Here is a 16,750-nt window from a genome sequence, read left to right as displayed (position 1 = left end):
TGAACCAATAATGGGACGTAACAATTTGATGGGTGGTTTTAATGGAGATAACTCAACACAACCTATCAAGTTTGAGATTATCAATGCCCGTTACGGTGATGGCCGCCCGGTAACAGACATATTCCAGGTAAAGCCAACTTATGTTTGGACAAAGGCTTACAACGGCCTTGAAAAAAGCATTGAAGAGATTGAGTCAAAACGTAAACTTGAAGACCACCCGCTTTTTGAAGTTCGTAATTCAGGCGAATTTATTATGTGGGCATCAGCAACTAACGAGTTGGTAACTCCGCGTGCTGCTGATAGTACAAACTTTCCGCAAAACACCCGTTACTTTGATGTAAAAATCACTAATACAGGCGGTACTAAAACTATACGTGATTTGCAGGTACGCCCTTTCCGTGAGCGCCCTTATGAGCCTTCAGACGATTTCAATATTTATTCAGGAGGGCCGGCACCGTTTCCTAATTCACCTAATCCTAATAGCCGTAATTATATCCGCCCTTTTTTGGAAAATGTAATCGGCAGCCAAAAAGAGGAACCATTAAGAAGTGATGATGAACAAAAAGATGTAGTTGTGTACATACGCCCTTATACGGGTGGTAGTGGAAATTCAATTAGGTTCAAATTTTTGGATAAGGATTCAGTTGCCATTGATCCGGTAAAATTTAATGAAACCAGATGGAACAGGATAGTACACGGTTTTGATATGGAAAAAACCAATGAGTATGTAAAATATACCGTAGCCTACCCTATACCTTTGGTTGAAGTACCTACCAATTACGCTCCTGGTGGTAGCCGCGATCATGCCGAGTTTAGCTATTCCAGAATAGGCTTTGGTGGCGTACGTGTTATAGCAAAATTTGGTATTGACTTCGCCATTTATCAAAAGGGTGATTGGGAAGTTGTATTCCATTTTTTGAAAGAGAATCCAAAGTTTGAAGACGAATAAAAATCTATAAAGCCATCACAATGAGAATACTTAGACTATTTTATACCGTGCTTATAGTTTGCATAATATGCGGCACAAAAGTTTATTCGCAGCAAAAAAAGGTTGTAACAGTTAGTGGTACTGTAATAGATAAGGTAGCCAATATAGAGTTGCCCGGCGTTACAGTTGCTGCTGATGGAAAGGGGTTGATACAAACTGACGGTAAAGGTCGCTTTACCGTAAACGTACCCGAGAATGCCACACTTTCATTTTCGTTTATGGGTTATGCTACCCAAACTATAAAAGCCACCGCCGCATCAAAAAATGTGGTGATTAATATGAGTGAAGATAAAAAAGCCCTGAACGAGGTTATTATCGTTGCTTATCAAAAACGTTCAAAAGAAACGACTACAGGTGCTGCCGTTAATATTTCACCCAAGGATATACAGGACGTACCGGTTGCTAACTTTGAGCAATTGTTACAAGGTAAAGTTGCCGGCTTAAACGTTCAGAACAATACTGGTGCACCGGGTTTCCGTGGTTCGGTACAGGTACGTGGTTTATCAACCCTGAGTGTTCAGGGTAGCGGTAACGAATCATTCCTGCAGCCTACTTCACCGCTATATATTATAGATGGTGTACCGCTTGATGCTGATAAGGCTTCGGAGTTTGGTTTTCAAACCCAGGGTCCTGGTGTAAGCCCATTGTCATTGATTCCGGTTGAGGATATTGAGAACATACAGATCATGAAAGATGCTCAGGCTACCTCAATGTATGGTTCGCGTGGTGCTTATGGTGTAATTATCATCACCACCAAAAGAGGTAACTCAAAAGTACCACGTGTACGTTATACCTCAAACTTCTTTGTTGAGGCACCGCCAAAACTGCGTGAAACTTTGGGTGGTAATGCGGAACGCCAATCTAAAATACAGCAGATATTATCAAACGCGCGTACTGTTGAGCAGCTACAAAGATTAGGTTTAACCGACTTTTTGGCCGACAGTTTAAATGCATATTGGAATAATTCAACTGATTGGCAATCTGTATTTTATGCTACCACATACAATCAAAGCCACAACCTTGCGCTTGACGGTGGTGATCAGCGGTTTAATTACAAAGCTAACGTTGGTTACTACTCACAAAAAGGTGTAATTAAAAACACCGGGTTTGATCGCTACAACCTTAACATGAACATGGAGTTTAAACCGAACGATAAGTTTCGCTTCTTTGGTTCATTGTTTGGCTCGGTAGGTAACCAGGCAAAGGGAGACGGGGTAGGCTTACTGCAATCAGGTGTTGCCGCCAATGGGCAGGCATCAACCTTACTGCCGCCGCCATCCTTTTATTTATCATCAAACGCGGTAACCTCGGCATTACAAACGCAAAACAGCAACAGTTCGCGTAACCTGCGTACCAATGTTGATGGCAGATACGAATTTATACCGGGGCTTGCATTGTCATCAAGTATAAGTTATGATTATACATCAGATGCTGAAGCTACTTTTACTCCGGCAGCCGCCAACTCACAGTACGCCAAGGTTTATGATTTTGAAGGCCGCAATTTTACCTTGTATAACCGTAATGCTATTACTTATGCAAAAACCTTTGGAACCGATCATACCATATTTGTTAACACCTTTAATGAGATCTATAAACAAGGTGCCCAAAGCGGTATTATACGCCAGGAACGTACACCTAACGATCAGTTACAAGGCCCGATAGGTTATGATGCTTACTACTCGAGAGGTGGTGGTGTATTGTCAAATTACCGTAATGCTACCATCGCGTCATTCGCGGGGTCATTTACTTATGATTATCAGAAAAAGTATGTAGCTGAGTTTTCATACCGCCTGGATGGTACCTCGTCAAACGGCCTGGAAAATCCATACTCAAAAAACCCGGCGATTGGTTTGAGGTGGAACTTTAACAAGGAGAACTTTTTGAGCGACCTTTCTTGGTTAAGTTTTGGTAGCTTACGTTTAACCTGGGGGCAGAACATTGTACCAAGCGGATCATTGCAAAGCATTTATGGTGTTTATAACCTTAATGGCAACTTTAACAATAATCCAACTATCGGTATTAACTATGGCTTTATACCCAACCCATCTTTAAAGCCAACAACAACAACACAATACAACTTTGGTTTTGACCTGGGCTTTTTTCAGGAAAGGCTTACCTTAATGTTTGATACTTATTATAAACATGTTGATAATTTATTGTTTGACAGGAATTTAGCGAATACAACCGGTTTTAATACTTTAGCAAGTAATGATGTAGGTATAGCCAACTATGGTTATGAATTAATGATTACGGCCAGGCCGATATCTAAAAAGGACTTTAACTGGACCATATCAGTAAACGGTGCCATCAACCGCGATATGTTGTTAAAATTGCCGGTAGAGTATAATGGCCAGTACATCCGTTTTGATAACAGTGCCTATCGCCAGCATTTGGTATACCGCGTAGGTAAGAATACGCTTTCAAACTACCTGCGTATTAACGAAGGTGTTTATGCTTATGATACTGATGTACCTGTTGACCCTGTTACCGGTAAACGTTACCAAACTAACAACACCGCATTTGAAGGCGGCGACCCTAAATTTAAGGATGTTAACGGTGATTATATTCTTGATGACCGTGATTATGAAATTACCGGTAACTCACAACCTTTAATTACAGGCGGTTTATCAACCAGTGTTAACTATAAAAACTGGGGTTTGAATGTTTACGGCTCATTTACCGCAAAAAGAACCATATTAAACAACTCCCTGTCTGACCGTATGGCCATCATGCGCGATCCATTCTCATTACTGGCGGTTGTACCTCTATCAAACCTGAACATATGGCGTAATCCGGGTGATGTTACCAGATACCCTAACCCGTATGATTTTGCGAGGTTTGATCAAATTCAACCCCTAAGGCCGGATCAAACGCTATGGGCTGAAGAGGGAACATATTTCAAGTTAAACACGGTAACTGTATCATATATGTTCAACAAAAACGCTATCAGGAGATATGGTTTTAATAACCTGCGTGTGTACTTCTCAACAAATAACCTGGTAACGTTTTCAAGTTACTCAGGCCCTAACCCTGAGAACGTAACCTCATTAGGCCGTGATATATCAAACGGTTACCCTGTTGCACGTACCTACAACCTGGGCTTAAATCTTGAACTTAATACAGGCAAATAATTTAGCAGTCAATGAAAAAGATCAGTGTATTTGTTTTGATAATTGCAGGAAGCTTTTGTTTGCCTTCCTGTAAAAAATTCCTGAATATTCAGCCAATTGATAAGCTGACAGGTAATAACTTCTATCAATCAAAAGAAGACGTTATAGCTAATATTTACGACATGTCCCGTCGTTTTTTTGAAAAGATAAATGAAACCCATTTTATAGGCGCAACCGGCGAATATCGATCAGGCGAGGTCCTACATGAGGCTCAGGCTGATAACGGCCCTGCACGTGCCTATGTTGAAGTACTTGGCCGTAATGACCTTATTGGTTTATTAAGTGGTAACAAACCCTGGGATGGCTTTTATAATTTCGGCCGCATAACTGATTGGACAGGGTATTACCAGGTTATACAAAGTGCTAACATCCTGATAGAAAAATTAAACGAGGGGGTACCAGGAGTTAGTGCTACTGAAGCTAATCAGTTTAAGGCTGAAGCTGCATTTATACGCTCACTATCGTACTTTTTTATGGTAAGGTTATATGGTGATGTGGCTTATTATACTGATGCATTCCATTCTGAGCCAACAGGCCGTGAAAATATGGTATCAGTGCTTAACAAATGTATAGCTGACCTTAAAACTTACAAAGATTTTTTACCATGGGCTTATTCAGATCCTGCTTTAAAAGGTGTACGTGCCAGCCGCGGCAGTATTATCGCCCTGATCATGAATATGAATATGTGGAATGCAGGCTTTGATCGTGCCAATGCCACAAAATACTATCAGGAAACTGCTGACTTAGGCCGTGAGCTTGTAAAAAGTAATGCTTATAAATTATTACCTATTGAGCAATGGGCTACGGTGATAAAAGGCCGTTCAGATGAGAGCTTGTTTGAGTTTTACCGCAGTATTAACTACGGCGACCAAAACTCGGCAGTTGCGCCTTTTGGCGATATGTTTTTGCATTATCCATACAAACGTCCGGAGTATAATCACCGTGTGAGCTTTGCCTATTACCGTGGCGAGTATATGCAAAAACTCTATCCAGGATCTGATAAAAGGGCAGACGTGTGGTTTAATGAAGATATATTTGCCGATAACGGCAAATTTATGATGCTCAAGTTCGCTGCCAATTCATTCGCTAACGGCGAAGAAGATGCCAACCCTGATAATACCTTTCTGATATTCAGGTATGCCGGTGAAATATTGCTTTGTGCTGAGGCACTGGCTGAATTAGGTGAGACTACAGATGCTATAACCATGCTTAACATGGTCAGAAAAAGGGCTGAAGCACCTTTGTATACCTCAGGCGATGACCTGAAAGACTTTATATTTTTGGAACGTTCTCGTGAGTTAATGGGCGAGGGGCACCATTATTTTGATTTGGTACGTACCCGCCGTATCCTTAGCAGCCAATGGTCATACAATGTATTAACGCTCGATAAATTTAACCGGGGCGCATGGACATGGCCAATAAACAGCAACTCGCTGAATAACAATCCATTTATGACACTGAACTCTTATTGGGTAAACGGAGGTAATTAATAATTAGCATTAAAATGATAAAAAACATGAAAGCTATATTGATCGTTTGTGCCGGCCTGTTAATACTGCTTACCGGATGTAAACGCGACGAATATTATACAGATGGTGGTAAAGCCCAGGCTGATTATCCAGGTACAATGATGGATTACCTGGAGCAAAAGCCGGTACCGTTTGATACCATTGCGCAGATAGTAAAGCTTGCCGGTATGGAAGACACCTTTAGAAATGCCGACTTTACTTTTTTTGCACCTGATGATGATGTTGTAAAACGCACCATAGGATCTTTAACAAGCGGAAGGCTTAATGCTGACCTGTACACGTTAGGAAGAGATACCGTTAAAAAACTCTCAGACATTAGCCCTGTAGTGTGGCGTAAATTTTTAACACGCTACATGTTTGCAGGCATTAACCGATTAAAGGATTACCCGCAGATTGATCTTAATTTACTGAGCCAGTACCCGGGCCAGTTGTATTACAGTAACAGTAACGAAGTATTTAATATCGGCGTTATATATGGTGATGCCAACGGCGTAAGGTACATCGGTCCCAGAAAACTGAATATAATGTATATACCTGATATATCTAATCCTAATTCAACTTCATTGTCAACTAGCATATCATCTTCTGACATTAAACCTAAAAATGGGTTAGTACACACATTGGCTTATTCTGGTGAGTTTTTTGGATATAATTATGGTGAATTTTTTGATGACGTTTATTTTACCGGCTTAAATTCCTCAAGTAATTAACGGCAATTTGTATAATATGAAAAGAAATATCTACACAATCATATTCCTGATAGCTGCGATAGGCCTGCAAGGATGCCGCAAGGAAAATGTTATTTTAACTGATCCGTATGCAGATGGTAAGGAGCCACTTGGCATCAACCTTAACCGGAATACCGACCCGACTCCGGAAGCCGGAAACCCTGGTACCGAAGTTACTTTTAAAGTAACCGGACTGATGCCGTATAAGGATAAAGTACGCTTTTTGTTTAATGGCGAGCAGGCTGAAATAGTATCAATGAATGAAACTGAGATTAAGGTAAAAGTACCTGAATTCGGCAGTACGGGTGTTACATCTATAGCAATTGATGACCGTTTGGTGATTGGCCCGGAATTTAAGGTGAATGGTTTGATTAATTTCGATCCGTCGTTCAGGCCAACGAGGGGTACCAATGGCTCTGTAAACCAGGTGTACCCACTGGCTGACGGACGTAACCTGGTAATAGGTTCATTTAACAATTATGACAATAAAGGTATTATTGTACCTATAAACCGCATTGCCAGAGTATCCGGTGATGGTGAATACGATCGTAGTTTCCGTACAGGCAAAGCAGCAAACGGAACGTTATCAAGTGTTATTGAGATAAATAATAAATTTTATATCTCAGGTGGCTTTAGTGGTTACAATCAACGTACCGAAAACATCAGTAACATTACTGCCCTTACTAATACCGGCGCTGTTGACTCGGTAGGAATAAGAGTTTTCAAAAGGCCTGAACCAGGTGGTTCAGTAGATACGCTAAAATGGTTTCCTAAATTTAATGGCGGTACTAACAGTTTTATTGATAAAATATACAAGCATCAAAATAAAATATTGGCCGTAGGCAATTTCAGATACTACGTAAACCGTACTTATGGTAAACCTACTAAAGATTTTTCACGCGATAGTGTTATTATTGATAGTACTGAGATACGCCAGGTGCTGCGTTTTAACCTGGATGGCTCGCTCGACAAAACTTTCCGTTTCAATACCTCAACAAATAAAGGGAATGTATCTGCAAACGGACCGGTTAGTTCGTACATGCATACTGAGGGTGCTAATCTGGAAAAATTAGTATTATTTGGCCGTTTCAGCACCTTTGATGGTAAAAAAGCTGGCAGTATTGTGCGTTTAAATGTAGATGGCAGTATTGATGAGTCATTCCAAACCGGTATAGGTGTTGATAATACCATATCATCGCTAACCTATAACAGTGTTACCAAAAAATACCTGATCTCGGGCATATTCCGTAGTTATAACGGTAAATCTGTATTTGGTATAGCGCTGCTGAATGAAAACGGAACACTTGATGAAACATTCACTCCTAAAACATTTGATAATTATATAAGCTTTTCACGGCAGTTAAATGATGGCTTGATCGTGATAACGGGAGGATTTAAAAAATACAACAATGTTACCCGTAATGGTTTCGCGGTGCTAACACCTACCGGCGAACTGGCTAAAGGTTATAATGCCACAGGCCCATTCCGTGGCAGTGTTAACGATATTGTTGAAACACAATCAGCCGATGGCAAGCGGGCTTTATTAATTATGGGCAGCTTCTACAAGTTTGACAATGAAGACAAAAACAATATCATTAGGGTAACTATTGAATAACACCAAATTATAATATACCAAACAGATGAGGAATATGAAAAAAATAAAAGCGGTAGCATTACTGTTCATCTGCGCCTTGTTAACCGCGGCAATAGTATCCTGTAATAAGGATTTTGCCCGGGTACTGCCAGATAAAGAGTATAATGATTCGGTGAATGTATTATACGGTAAGCGCAAAGTGCTATACCTTATAGTTGATGGTGCCCGTGGCGCATCAGTAAGTTCAGCTAATGTGCCAAACATAAAAGCGTTATTACCCAAATCTATTTATAGCTGGGTAGGTTTGAATGATCCGGCATCAAAATCAGATGTGCGCAACTGGGCTGATATGCTTACCGGTGTAAAAAGTGATAAGCATGGCGTAGTAAGTAATGATTTGGAAGGTAATAACCTGGAACGTTACAAGCTGGTGTTTGAAAATATTAAATCAATTGATCCAACCATTAAAGTAGCCACGTTTTCAGCATCAAACCTTTTTAAAACAAAGCTTACGGCAGGTGCCGACATTAGTGAGGCATTTAGTACTGACGCGGATGTGAAAACGGCGGTTGTAAACAACCTGCAAACGGATACATCATCATTAGTTGTGGGGCATTTTAATGATATTGATGAAGCCGGTGCACAATATGGGTACGATAATTCCTTCCCTCAATATAAAGCCGCTATTGAAACTTTTGATGGTTATGTTGGCGAAATTGTAAACGCGGTAAAAAGCCGTGAAAACTACGCCAATGAGGATTGGATGATTATTATCGCTTCAAGCGGTGGCGGCGAATTCGCCATACCTGCTAATCAAAATGATAATACCGTATTCAGCAATACTTCGGCTAATACCTTTACAATTTATAGTGCTTTAAAATATAACACACGCATTATAACCAAGCCCTTTACCGGTAACCGTTACCTGGGCCGCACGGTTAGGATGACAGGAGAATCGGTACGTGCTGAAATTGATACAGCCGATGTATTTAACGTTGGTGGTGATACGTCAAAGTTTACCATCGAACTTAAAGTAAAAAAGAATGCTGAGAAATTTAACTGGCCGAGTATTTTAGGTAAAAGACGCGAGTGGTCAAGCGGGCACCCTTCAGTAGGTTGGGTAATTTACCTTGAAGAAAAATACTGGTATTTTGAACTGCGCGGTGTTAAGGATATCAATGGTGATTACAGGCAATGCCGTGGCCGCGACTTGGAGCCGGGGCAATGGAAAAACTTATCTGTAAAAAGTGAGATACGAGCCGGCCGTCGTTACATACGCACCTATACTAATGGCCAGTTTGATAATGAGATAGACATTACCGATGCCGGTAGTTTAGATAATAACGATAAGCTGAAACTTGGTTACCTTAACGGTACAGGCCATGGATCACCTGATGTTTATTTAAGTGATGTACGTTTCTTTAAAACATCTGTACCGGATGCTACCATTGCTGAGTACGCATGCCAAACCAATATTGACGAAGGCCACCCTTACTATAGTTTTTTAGTGGGTTACTGGCCGGGTACTGATGGGCAAGGTGGTTTAATCAGAGATTTTGGCCCGCAGGCACGTGATTTTAAACTGATAGGCGACTATAAATGGGAAGATTTTAATGATCTGATCTGTCCGCCGGATGCAGCTACACTCGCGCAGTATGTGCCGCAAACCTCAGATATCCCATCGCAGATATTTAACTGGTTCAGAATAGCAAGCCGCCAAAGCTGGAATTTGGATGGCCGTGTGTGGATAGATCAATAAACAGAATTGTAGAGAGATAGCTAAATATAACCATTATGAGAAAAGTTATATACGCCCTTACGGCATTATGCCTGGCCGGGGTAATTATTGCATCGTGCAGTAAAAGTAAACTGGATAATGTTGACCCGTTGAGTAACGAGCAGCGTAGTGTATCTGGCGAAGGCATTATTGCCAGTGGTGTGGTTGCCGATAACGAGTCGGTACGGGTTCCATTTAAAATAACCCTTAATGCACCTGCAACAAAGGCATTTCAGGTTGGCATAACATTAAACACCGATACTATTGTTAAGTTAATTAATGATAGTACATTAAAAAACACCGTTGCGATGCCAAGCGGGGCTGTTGATTATCCTAACGTAGTTAATGTGCCTTATGGGGCTACCACTGCCGAAGGCGTGGCGGTAGTACGTTTAAATGTGCTCGAAAAAAACTTTGGTAAAGATGTTGCCTTTGCTTTTAGGCTTAACTCACCAGGTAAGGGCAATCAGATAAGCAACAAAAATTCAAACATTATGGTGATTATGGATAGTGATGCCTTGATAAAAGAAAGCGATATCCATTACATCTCCATACAAAACGGCGGCGGTATATTGGATGTTGATTTTAATAAAAACTATAGCAAGATATGGCCGGGTGGTATAACCATACCTATCCCTATCAACCTGGCAGGTAAACCTGCCGGTGCCTTTAATGTTAAAATTGAGCTTGATAATGATTCGTTAGCTACCTTGATTGCTAATAAAGTATTACCCGCTAATACTATCGCTTTAAAGCCCGAACAATTCACTTTAGATACCAACATCCGTATTATAACAGGTTCAAGCGGTGCCGTAGCCCGTTTGGCAATTGGCTGGCCGGTTTTTGATGCCAATATTATACCTAATAAACGTTTTGGTTTCGTGCTTAAAATTACCGATCCGACCAAGCACCTGCTTAGCCCTACAAAAAGCAGCATAGTTGTACTGGTACAACCTACGGTAAACCTTGATAATAACTCTTACATAACCGGTAATGGTACAGGCCTTAAAGCCGAATATTTTTCTGATTATCAATTTTTAGACCAGGATGGACGAAAACCAACTTTGGTTAGGATAGAAGAAAATATTAACTGGACTGGTGATGGCCCTTGGCAGTCAGCAACACCGGGTATAAGCCGTGATAACTTTTCGACCCGCTGGACCGGTGAGTTTTTAGCACCTGTACGCGGCGAGTACAGATTTTTCCAAACCGAGTGGGATGACGGAGCCCGCTTATTTATCGATGGCAAAACCATTGTTAATGATTTTACCGACAGGTGGGATATACCTGAACGCAACGGCACCATTGTACTTGAACGTGGTAAGCGTTATAAAATAGAGGTTCATCACCGCGAAAATGTTGGTGGACAACGTGCTATATTATCTTACGAAGTAAAAGATGTAATCAGCAGGCGTGTTGTACCTATGAGCCAGTTATTTCCGGCACCATTAAATTAAATTATCAGATAATGAATATGAAACATATTTTTAAAATTTCATCAGCCATTGTACTGGTAGCTATGCTGTCTGTTGGCTGTAAAAAGGAGAAAGAAGTAGCCGTAGTAGAGGTTGAAGAGCCTAAGCCAACAGTTGATTTTACATCCGTTGCACCTGATACAATTGAATACAAAACATTTAAATTTACCAGTACTGCAACCAACTATAAAGAATTACTTTGGAATTTTGGTGACGACAGTACATCTACGGAGGCTTCACCAATACATACCTATGTATTTGACGGTGATTACCGTGTCAATCTCACTGTTCGTAATTCCCAGGGTTTTTCAGCAAGCAAAGAGATAATACTTAAAGTAAACGATCCAAATTTTGACCCAAAGAAAATTGGACCGAATTACTTTAAAACTATTGGAGGTAAACTTAAAGTATCAAGAGATAACCAGGGAGGTGCCGAAGGAGACGAAGGTTCTCTTAAATTGTTAGATGAAAATCCGGATACGAAATTCTTACAATCAGGCTTTGCCGGAGATTTAGTTATGACATTTGAGTTAGATACACCAGCCCTTGCAGGCGCTTATTCAATGACATCCGCTAATGATGCTGATGACCGTGATCCTAAAGTATGGACTGTACAGGGCTCAGAGGATGGCATCAAGTGGATAACACTAACATCTGCCACCGCCACTGATGACCCTAACAGTACAGGGTACAAATATAAATTTACTGGCCGAAAACAAAGGAAGTTCTGGCATTTCAATAACAATGTTGCTTATAAATTTTACAGGATAAGCATTAAATCTAACTGGGGAAGCAGGGATTTTCAGTTAGCCGAATGGACTATTAATCAAAAACAGCCTGATAAATAATATTTACTACTTAAATCCTTCACAAAAAAGCCGCTTAACAAAATTAAGCGGCTTTTGAATTTCTAAATATAACGCTACTTATTGCCCGCGCTGGTTAGCAGGTTTACCTCTTCATCTGATAATTTAAGTTGAGCGGCTTTAGCTATATCATCCAGTTGCTTAACGCTTGTAGCGCTGGCAATAGGGGCGGTTATACCCTGTTGGGCAATCAGCCAGGCTACGGATACCGTAGCTACCGGTACGTTATGATTTTGGGCGACCTCATCCAAAGCGGCTAATATTCCGAATCCTTTATCATTCAGATATTTTTTGATACCACCGCCACGCTGGCTTTTATTAAGGTCAGCTTCTGAACGGTATTTGCCGGTTAAAAAACCGCTCGCGAGTGAATAGTAGGTGATAACACCTAAGTTTTTTTCGAGGCATAGCGGTTTAAGCCCGGCCTCAAAACCTTCACGGTCATACAAATTGTATTCAGGTTGTAAGGATTGGTAAGCGGCCAGGCCATTCTCCTCGCTTACTTTAATAGCCTCGGCAAGGCGGCCGGCAGTAAAGTTTGAGGCACCAATGGCGCGAACTTTTCCATCCTTAATTAATTGATCAAAAGCATGCATAGTTTCTGCAAGCGGTGTATCCTTGTCATCATCATGCGATTGATAAAGATCAATATAATCAGTTTGTAAACGTTTGAGCGATGCTTCAACGGCACTATTGATATAGGCTTTTGAAAGGCCTTTTAATCCATCACCCATGGGTTTGCCCACTTTAGTGGCCAGCACAATTTTATCGCGTTTGCCCGATTTTTTAAGCCAGTTACCAATGGTGATCTCTGATTCGCCGCCTTTGTTACCCGGCACCCAATAGGAGTATACATCGGCTGTATCAACCAGGTTAAAGCCTTTGTCAACAAAGGCATCCAATAATTCAAAGGATGTTTTTTCATCGGCTGTCCAGCCAAACACATTGCCACCAAAAGCGAATGGTTTTACCAGTAAGCCCGAGTTTCCAATTTCTCTATCTTCCATTACAATGTTTGATTAGGGGTGTCTATTTGTTCTGCCAGTTCATCAACCCAGCCCGAAAAATAAGGTTCGCTGCCTGCCACACGTTCCCAGCGGCCATCTTCATTACGGGCAATTATTAATTCTAATGTGCCATCAATTGAGCGAAAAATATATCCTTCGCCATTGCCTGCCTGTACTACCGAGCTAACTATACCATCAATAGGCCCGTCAGATCCTGTTAATATTGCTTCTGTTTCTTCACTCATGATTTTTATTTTTAAATAATAATGATGTAAAATAAACGCTGTTAGTTTAATTATTAACTTAATAACGCTTTAACCAAAACCATTAAACAAAATGCATTGTTTGCATTTAATACATCTATGTGAATTATGAGGAAAAAGACTAATTATTTCCAGGTTGCCCAAAACGTGTGGGGAATGAAGATAACCTTCGTAAATATTTATATGATTGCGAACAGGAGAGGGGCAGGTAAAGGTTGGGTACTTGTTGATGCCGGTTTACGCGGTACCGCGAAACGTATTATCGCTATGGCCGAAAGTATTTTCGGGCCGGGTACCAAGCCTGCCGCTATTGTACTTACCCACGGGCACTTTGATCATGTTGGCGCTTTAGAAGAATTGTTAAAGGTTTGGGATGTACCGGTATATGCTCATCCGCTTGAGTTACCATATCTTAACGGTCAATCATCCTATCCACCTGCCGACCCAAGTGTTGGCGGAGGCTTAATGAGTTTAATATCTTTTGCTTATCCTCTTCAACCGTTAAATTTAGGCAACCGTGTTATACCTATTGATAAATACGAAGGTATACCTGAGTTACCGGAATGGAAAGTGATCCATACACCGGGGCACACGCCGGGGCACATATCATTATTTTTACCGTTAAATACCACCTTGATTGCCGGCGACGCGTTTACCACTACACAAAACGAATCGGTTATAAACGCCCTCAATTTCAACAAAAAGCTGTCAGGCCCGCCAAAATACTTAACCACTGATTGGCATGCCGCCGAAAAATCGGTACGTAAACTTGCCGCCCTACAGCCACGTATTGTTGGCACCGGGCATGGTTTTGTAATGCGCGGTAATGAATTGCAAACCTCGCTTAATTACCTGGCTAATAACTTCAGAGAGCTGGCCGTACCAAAACAGGGCCGGTATGTTAGGCGTGCCGCCATGGCTGATGAAACGGGCGTAAAGTATGTTCCATCATACACCGAAACGGCTAATTTTAAATTAAAGGCAGCAACATTAGCATTAGGCGCGGCTGCTGTGGCATTTATAGTAACCAAAGCCATAGCTAAAAGATAGTATATTTACCGGGTGGGAAATATTGTACCCGACAAACAGGTTTTAATTGATGCCGTAACCTTTAAAATGCCCTTTGGTAAATATAAAGGCACGTTACTATGTGATTTGCCGGTTTATTACCTGGAGTGGATGCATAGCAAAGGTTTCCCGCCGGGTAAACTGGGCATGCTGCTTTCAACCGTGTTTGAAATAAAAACTAATGGCATAACACCTGTTTTAATGCAGATAAAAGCTTATGTTGAGCAACAAAAAAAGCGATAGATAATAAAATCTATCGCTTTTTTGTTGGATCAGCTTAGGTTTATTCCCCCCGCTTCAGTCCGTATTTTTCTATCTTACTATATAAGTGACTGCGTTGTATATCAATATCATCCGCTGTTTTTGATACGTTCCAGTTATTTTTTTCCAACTTGAATTTAATAAATTCGCGTTCGGCAAAATCTTTGTATTCCTGGAAGTTTTTGAACTGGTTAAAGTCTGTTTGTGGTGCCGCGGCTTGCGCGCCATTTGCAGGGGTAGCCGGTGCAGATGGGTTAGCGAATGAGCGTACATCATTATCGGTGATCATTTTATCACTCATGATAATAAGGCGTTCAACCATATTGCGCAGTTCGCGTATATTACCTGTCCACGGTAAAGCCTTTAAGGCTTCAAGCGCGCTATCAGATATCCGTTTTGTCGGCATACCATATTCGCCGCAAATTTCATCCAGAAAGCTTTGGGTAAGCAGGGGGATATCATCTTTACGGTCAGCCAGTGGCGGCACGTGTATCAATATAACGCTAAGGCGGTGGTACAAGTCCATACGGAAATTACCGGCTTCGATTTCTTTCAACAGGTCTTTGTTGGTTGCCGCGATAACACGTACATCTACGTCGATCTCTTTCTCGCCGCCTACACGGGTTATTTTGCTTTCCTGCAAGGCACGCAATACTTTAGCTTGTGCCGAGTGGCTCATGTCGCCGATCTCATCCAAAAATAAAGTACCGCCGCTGGCCGATTCAAATTTACCTATACGTTGTTTAATAGCTGAAGTAAATGATCCCTTTTCGTGACCAAACAACTCACTCTCAATTAATTCTGATGGAATTGCCGCGCAGTTTACTTCTATTAACGGCGCGTTTGCACGATTTGATTTTTCGTGCAGCCAGCGCGCAACAAGTTCTTTACCGCTACCATTGGCACCGGTAACCAGTACACGGGCATCGGTAGGGCCAACACGTTCAATGGTTTCCTTGATCTTATTAATGCCCTGCGACTCACCAAGGATCGGCCTGACCTTTGAAACTTTGCGTTTTAAGGTTTTGGTTTCAACAACCAGGCTGCCACGGTCAAGCGCGTTACGTACGGTGATAAGCAGCCGGTTTAGATCAGGTGGTTTTGATATAAAATCGAACGCGCCTTTTTTGCTGGCTTCAACCGCGGTTTCAACGGTACCATGGCCGGATATCATGATAAATGGCAGGTCAGGCTTAATGCTCAGGCCTTCCTGTAATACCTCCATGCCATCCATGCGGTTCATTTTAATATCGCATAGTACAAGGTCGTAATCGTTGTTTTGGATCAGTGATAGCCCATCAATCCCGTTATCTACATCCTCAACCTGATAATCTTCATATTCCAGAATTTCGCGCAAAGTGCTGCGGATCGCCCGCTCGTCGTCAATTATTAAAATTTTAGCCATGTGTAATTAGTTCGATAACTATCCGATATTATGAAGTGTGGACTCAATAGAATTTGTATACTAATATATGTATACAAAAATAAACACTTTAGGTTTTTTGAAAAAATAAAAAACCCTGTTGTGTATACACAACAGGGTGATTATCAGCAGCAAAATTATAAGCCGGGTTCTGTTACCATAATTGCTTATGGTTTCTATCATTTATCTGGGCCTGTCATCGCTAACAAGCTCGTAAGCAACCTACCCATCCTGACGGCCGGCCCTAAGACCGGCACGGAAGCGAGCAACTTCACTGATCAGGACCTATTTGGTCTTTCAACTCCTGAGGTTTACCGCGATCCCGGTTACCCGGAAAAGCCGTGAGCTCTTACCTCACGTTTTCACCCTTACCTTTGCAGGCGGTATATTTTCTGTGGCACTTGCTGTCGCCGGCTGCCGGCGCCTTCCCGTTAGGAAGCAGGATGCTCTGCGTTGCCCGGACTTTCCTCCCCGCTAAAAGCGAAGCGATAGAACGTTTTGCAGGTGTAAAGATAGGGTTTTAGTTTGGTTCGTAGTTCATAGATGATGGTTCATGAGTTGTAAAATCAAACCGATAAACCCTATTTCGATGTACCATTAG

The 16,750-nt window shown here is 41.5% G+C and carries 13 protein-coding genes and 1 other RNA gene; 10 read left to right on the top strand and 4 right to left on the bottom strand.

The annotated features are described in order from the left end of the window. Positions 1 to 10 precede the first annotated feature (10 nt). Genes AC3WJC_RS08950 through AC3WJC_RS08915 form a run of 8 tightly spaced genes read left to right on the top strand, consistent with a single transcriptional unit; the run spans position 11 to position 12,109 of the window. Positions 11 to 949, top strand: a complete 939-nt coding sequence (locus AC3WJC_RS08950) for a DUF5007 domain-containing protein (protein ID WP_492398738.1) — start codon at positions 11 to 13, stop codon at positions 947 to 949. A 20-nt stretch (positions 950 to 969) separates the two neighbouring features. After that, the gene (locus AC3WJC_RS08945) at positions 970 to 4,119 is read left to right on the top strand and encodes a SusC/RagA family TonB-linked outer membrane protein (protein WP_492398737.1); all 3,150 of its coding nucleotides are present in this window, start codon (positions 970 to 972) and stop codon (positions 4,117 to 4,119) included. Positions 4,120 to 4,130: 11 nt separating this feature from the next. Beyond that, on the top strand, positions 4,131 to 5,648 hold the full coding sequence (locus AC3WJC_RS08940; protein WP_492398736.1) for a RagB/SusD family nutrient uptake outer membrane protein: 1,518 nt from the start codon (positions 4,131 to 4,133) through the stop codon (positions 5,646 to 5,648). A 26-nt stretch (positions 5,649 to 5,674) separates the two neighbouring features. Further along, entirely contained in the window at positions 5,675 to 6,397 is a 723-nt protein-coding gene (locus AC3WJC_RS08935; RefSeq protein ID WP_492398735.1) for a hypothetical protein, read from the top strand. 16 nt (positions 6,398 to 6,413) lie between these two features. Next, on the top strand, positions 6,414 to 8,030 hold the full coding sequence (locus AC3WJC_RS08930) for a DUF5008 domain-containing protein (protein WP_492398734.1): 1,617 nt from the start codon (positions 6,414 to 6,416) through the stop codon (positions 8,028 to 8,030). 34 nt (positions 8,031 to 8,064) lie between these two features. Then, entirely contained in the window at positions 8,065 to 9,768 is a 1,704-nt protein-coding gene (locus AC3WJC_RS08925; RefSeq protein WP_492398733.1) for an alkaline phosphatase family protein, read from the top strand. Between the two features lie 35 nt (positions 9,769 to 9,803). Next, entirely contained in the window at positions 9,804 to 11,243 is a 1,440-nt protein-coding gene (locus AC3WJC_RS08920) for a PA14 domain-containing protein (RefSeq protein ID WP_492398732.1), read from the top strand. 17 nt (positions 11,244 to 11,260) lie between these two features. Beyond that, positions 11,261 to 12,109 (top strand): PKD domain-containing protein, encoded by an 849-nt coding sequence (locus tag AC3WJC_RS08915; RefSeq protein ID WP_492398731.1) that lies wholly within the window; start codon positions 11,261 to 11,263, stop codon positions 12,107 to 12,109. A 74-nt stretch (positions 12,110 to 12,183) separates the two neighbouring features. Here the strand turns inward: AC3WJC_RS08915 and AC3WJC_RS08910 are convergent, their stop codons facing one another. Both AC3WJC_RS08910 and AC3WJC_RS08905 read right to left on the bottom strand, forming a co-directional pair. After that, complete coding sequence (locus AC3WJC_RS08910; protein ID WP_492398730.1) at positions 12,184 to 13,134, bottom strand: aldo/keto reductase; 951 nt, start codon at positions 13,132 to 13,134, stop codon at positions 12,184 to 12,186. Continuing rightward, the gene (locus AC3WJC_RS08905) at positions 13,134 to 13,379 is read right to left on the bottom strand and encodes a hypothetical protein (RefSeq protein ID WP_492398729.1); all 246 of its coding nucleotides are present in this window, start codon (positions 13,377 to 13,379) and stop codon (positions 13,134 to 13,136) included. Before AC3WJC_RS08905 ends, AC3WJC_RS08910 begins: the two co-directional genes overlap by 1 nt. Before the next feature lie 126 nt (positions 13,380 to 13,505). Here AC3WJC_RS08905 and AC3WJC_RS08900 point away from each other — a divergent pair, with 126 nt between their 5' ends. Both AC3WJC_RS08900 and AC3WJC_RS08895 read left to right on the top strand, forming a co-directional pair. Next, complete coding sequence (locus AC3WJC_RS08900) at positions 13,506 to 14,447, top strand: MBL fold metallo-hydrolase (RefSeq protein WP_492398728.1); 942 nt, start codon at positions 13,506 to 13,508, stop codon at positions 14,445 to 14,447. Between the two features lie 12 nt (positions 14,448 to 14,459). After that, positions 14,460 to 14,708 (top strand): DUF3820 family protein, encoded by a 249-nt coding sequence (locus AC3WJC_RS08895; protein WP_492398727.1) that lies wholly within the window; start codon positions 14,460 to 14,462, stop codon positions 14,706 to 14,708. A gap of 40 nt (positions 14,709 to 14,748) precedes the next feature. Here the strand turns inward: AC3WJC_RS08895 and AC3WJC_RS08890 are convergent, their stop codons facing one another. Together AC3WJC_RS08890 and rnpB are read right to left on the bottom strand one after the other, a co-directional pair. Next, on the bottom strand, positions 14,749 to 16,131 hold the full coding sequence (locus tag AC3WJC_RS08890) for a sigma-54-dependent transcriptional regulator (RefSeq protein WP_492398726.1): 1,383 nt from the start codon (positions 16,129 to 16,131) through the stop codon (positions 14,749 to 14,751). A gap of 142 nt (positions 16,132 to 16,273) precedes the next feature. Beyond that, an RNA gene (gene rnpB / locus AC3WJC_RS08885) (RNase P RNA component class A) lies at positions 16,274 to 16,654 on the bottom strand. Positions 16,655 to 16,750 lie beyond the last annotated feature (96 nt).

This window comes from Mucilaginibacter sp. FW306-07-L, from assembly GCF_058782065.1.
The sequence above is the reverse complement of the archived record's forward strand: the minus strand, read 5'-3'. Positions and strand labels throughout refer to the sequence as shown.

Bases quoted from the DNA above. Each gene is read 5' to 3' on its own strand.
- AC3WJC_RS08950 (WP_492398738.1), top strand. From the start codon at position 11: ATGGGACGTAACAATTTGATGGGTGGTTTTAATGGAGATAACTCAACA.
- AC3WJC_RS08945 (WP_492398737.1), top strand. From the start codon at position 970: ATGAGAATACTTAGACTATTTTATACCGTGCTTATAGTTTGCATAATA.
- AC3WJC_RS08940 (WP_492398736.1), top strand. From the start codon at position 4,131: ATGAAAAAGATCAGTGTATTTGTTTTGATAATTGCAGGAAGCTTTTGT.
- AC3WJC_RS08935 (WP_492398735.1), top strand. From the start codon at position 5,675: ATGAAAGCTATATTGATCGTTTGTGCCGGCCTGTTAATACTGCTTACC.
- AC3WJC_RS08930 (WP_492398734.1), top strand. From the start codon at position 6,414: ATGAAAAGAAATATCTACACAATCATATTCCTGATAGCTGCGATAGGC.
- AC3WJC_RS08925 (WP_492398733.1), top strand. From the start codon at position 8,065: ATGAAAAAAATAAAAGCGGTAGCATTACTGTTCATCTGCGCCTTGTTA.
- AC3WJC_RS08920 (WP_492398732.1), top strand. From the start codon at position 9,804: ATGAGAAAAGTTATATACGCCCTTACGGCATTATGCCTGGCCGGGGTA.
- AC3WJC_RS08915 (WP_492398731.1), top strand. From the start codon at position 11,261: ATGAAACATATTTTTAAAATTTCATCAGCCATTGTACTGGTAGCTATG.
- AC3WJC_RS08910 (WP_492398730.1), bottom strand. From the start codon at position 13,134: ATGGAAGATAGAGAAATTGGAAACTCGGGCTTACTGGTAAAACCATTC.
- AC3WJC_RS08905 (WP_492398729.1), bottom strand. From the start codon at position 13,379: ATGAGTGAAGAAACAGAAGCAATATTAACAGGATCTGACGGGCCTATT.
- AC3WJC_RS08900 (WP_492398728.1), top strand. From the start codon at position 13,506: ATGAGGAAAAAGACTAATTATTTCCAGGTTGCCCAAAACGTGTGGGGA.
- AC3WJC_RS08890 (WP_492398726.1), bottom strand. From the start codon at position 16,131: ATGGCTAAAATTTTAATAATTGACGACGAGCGGGCGATCCGCAGCACT.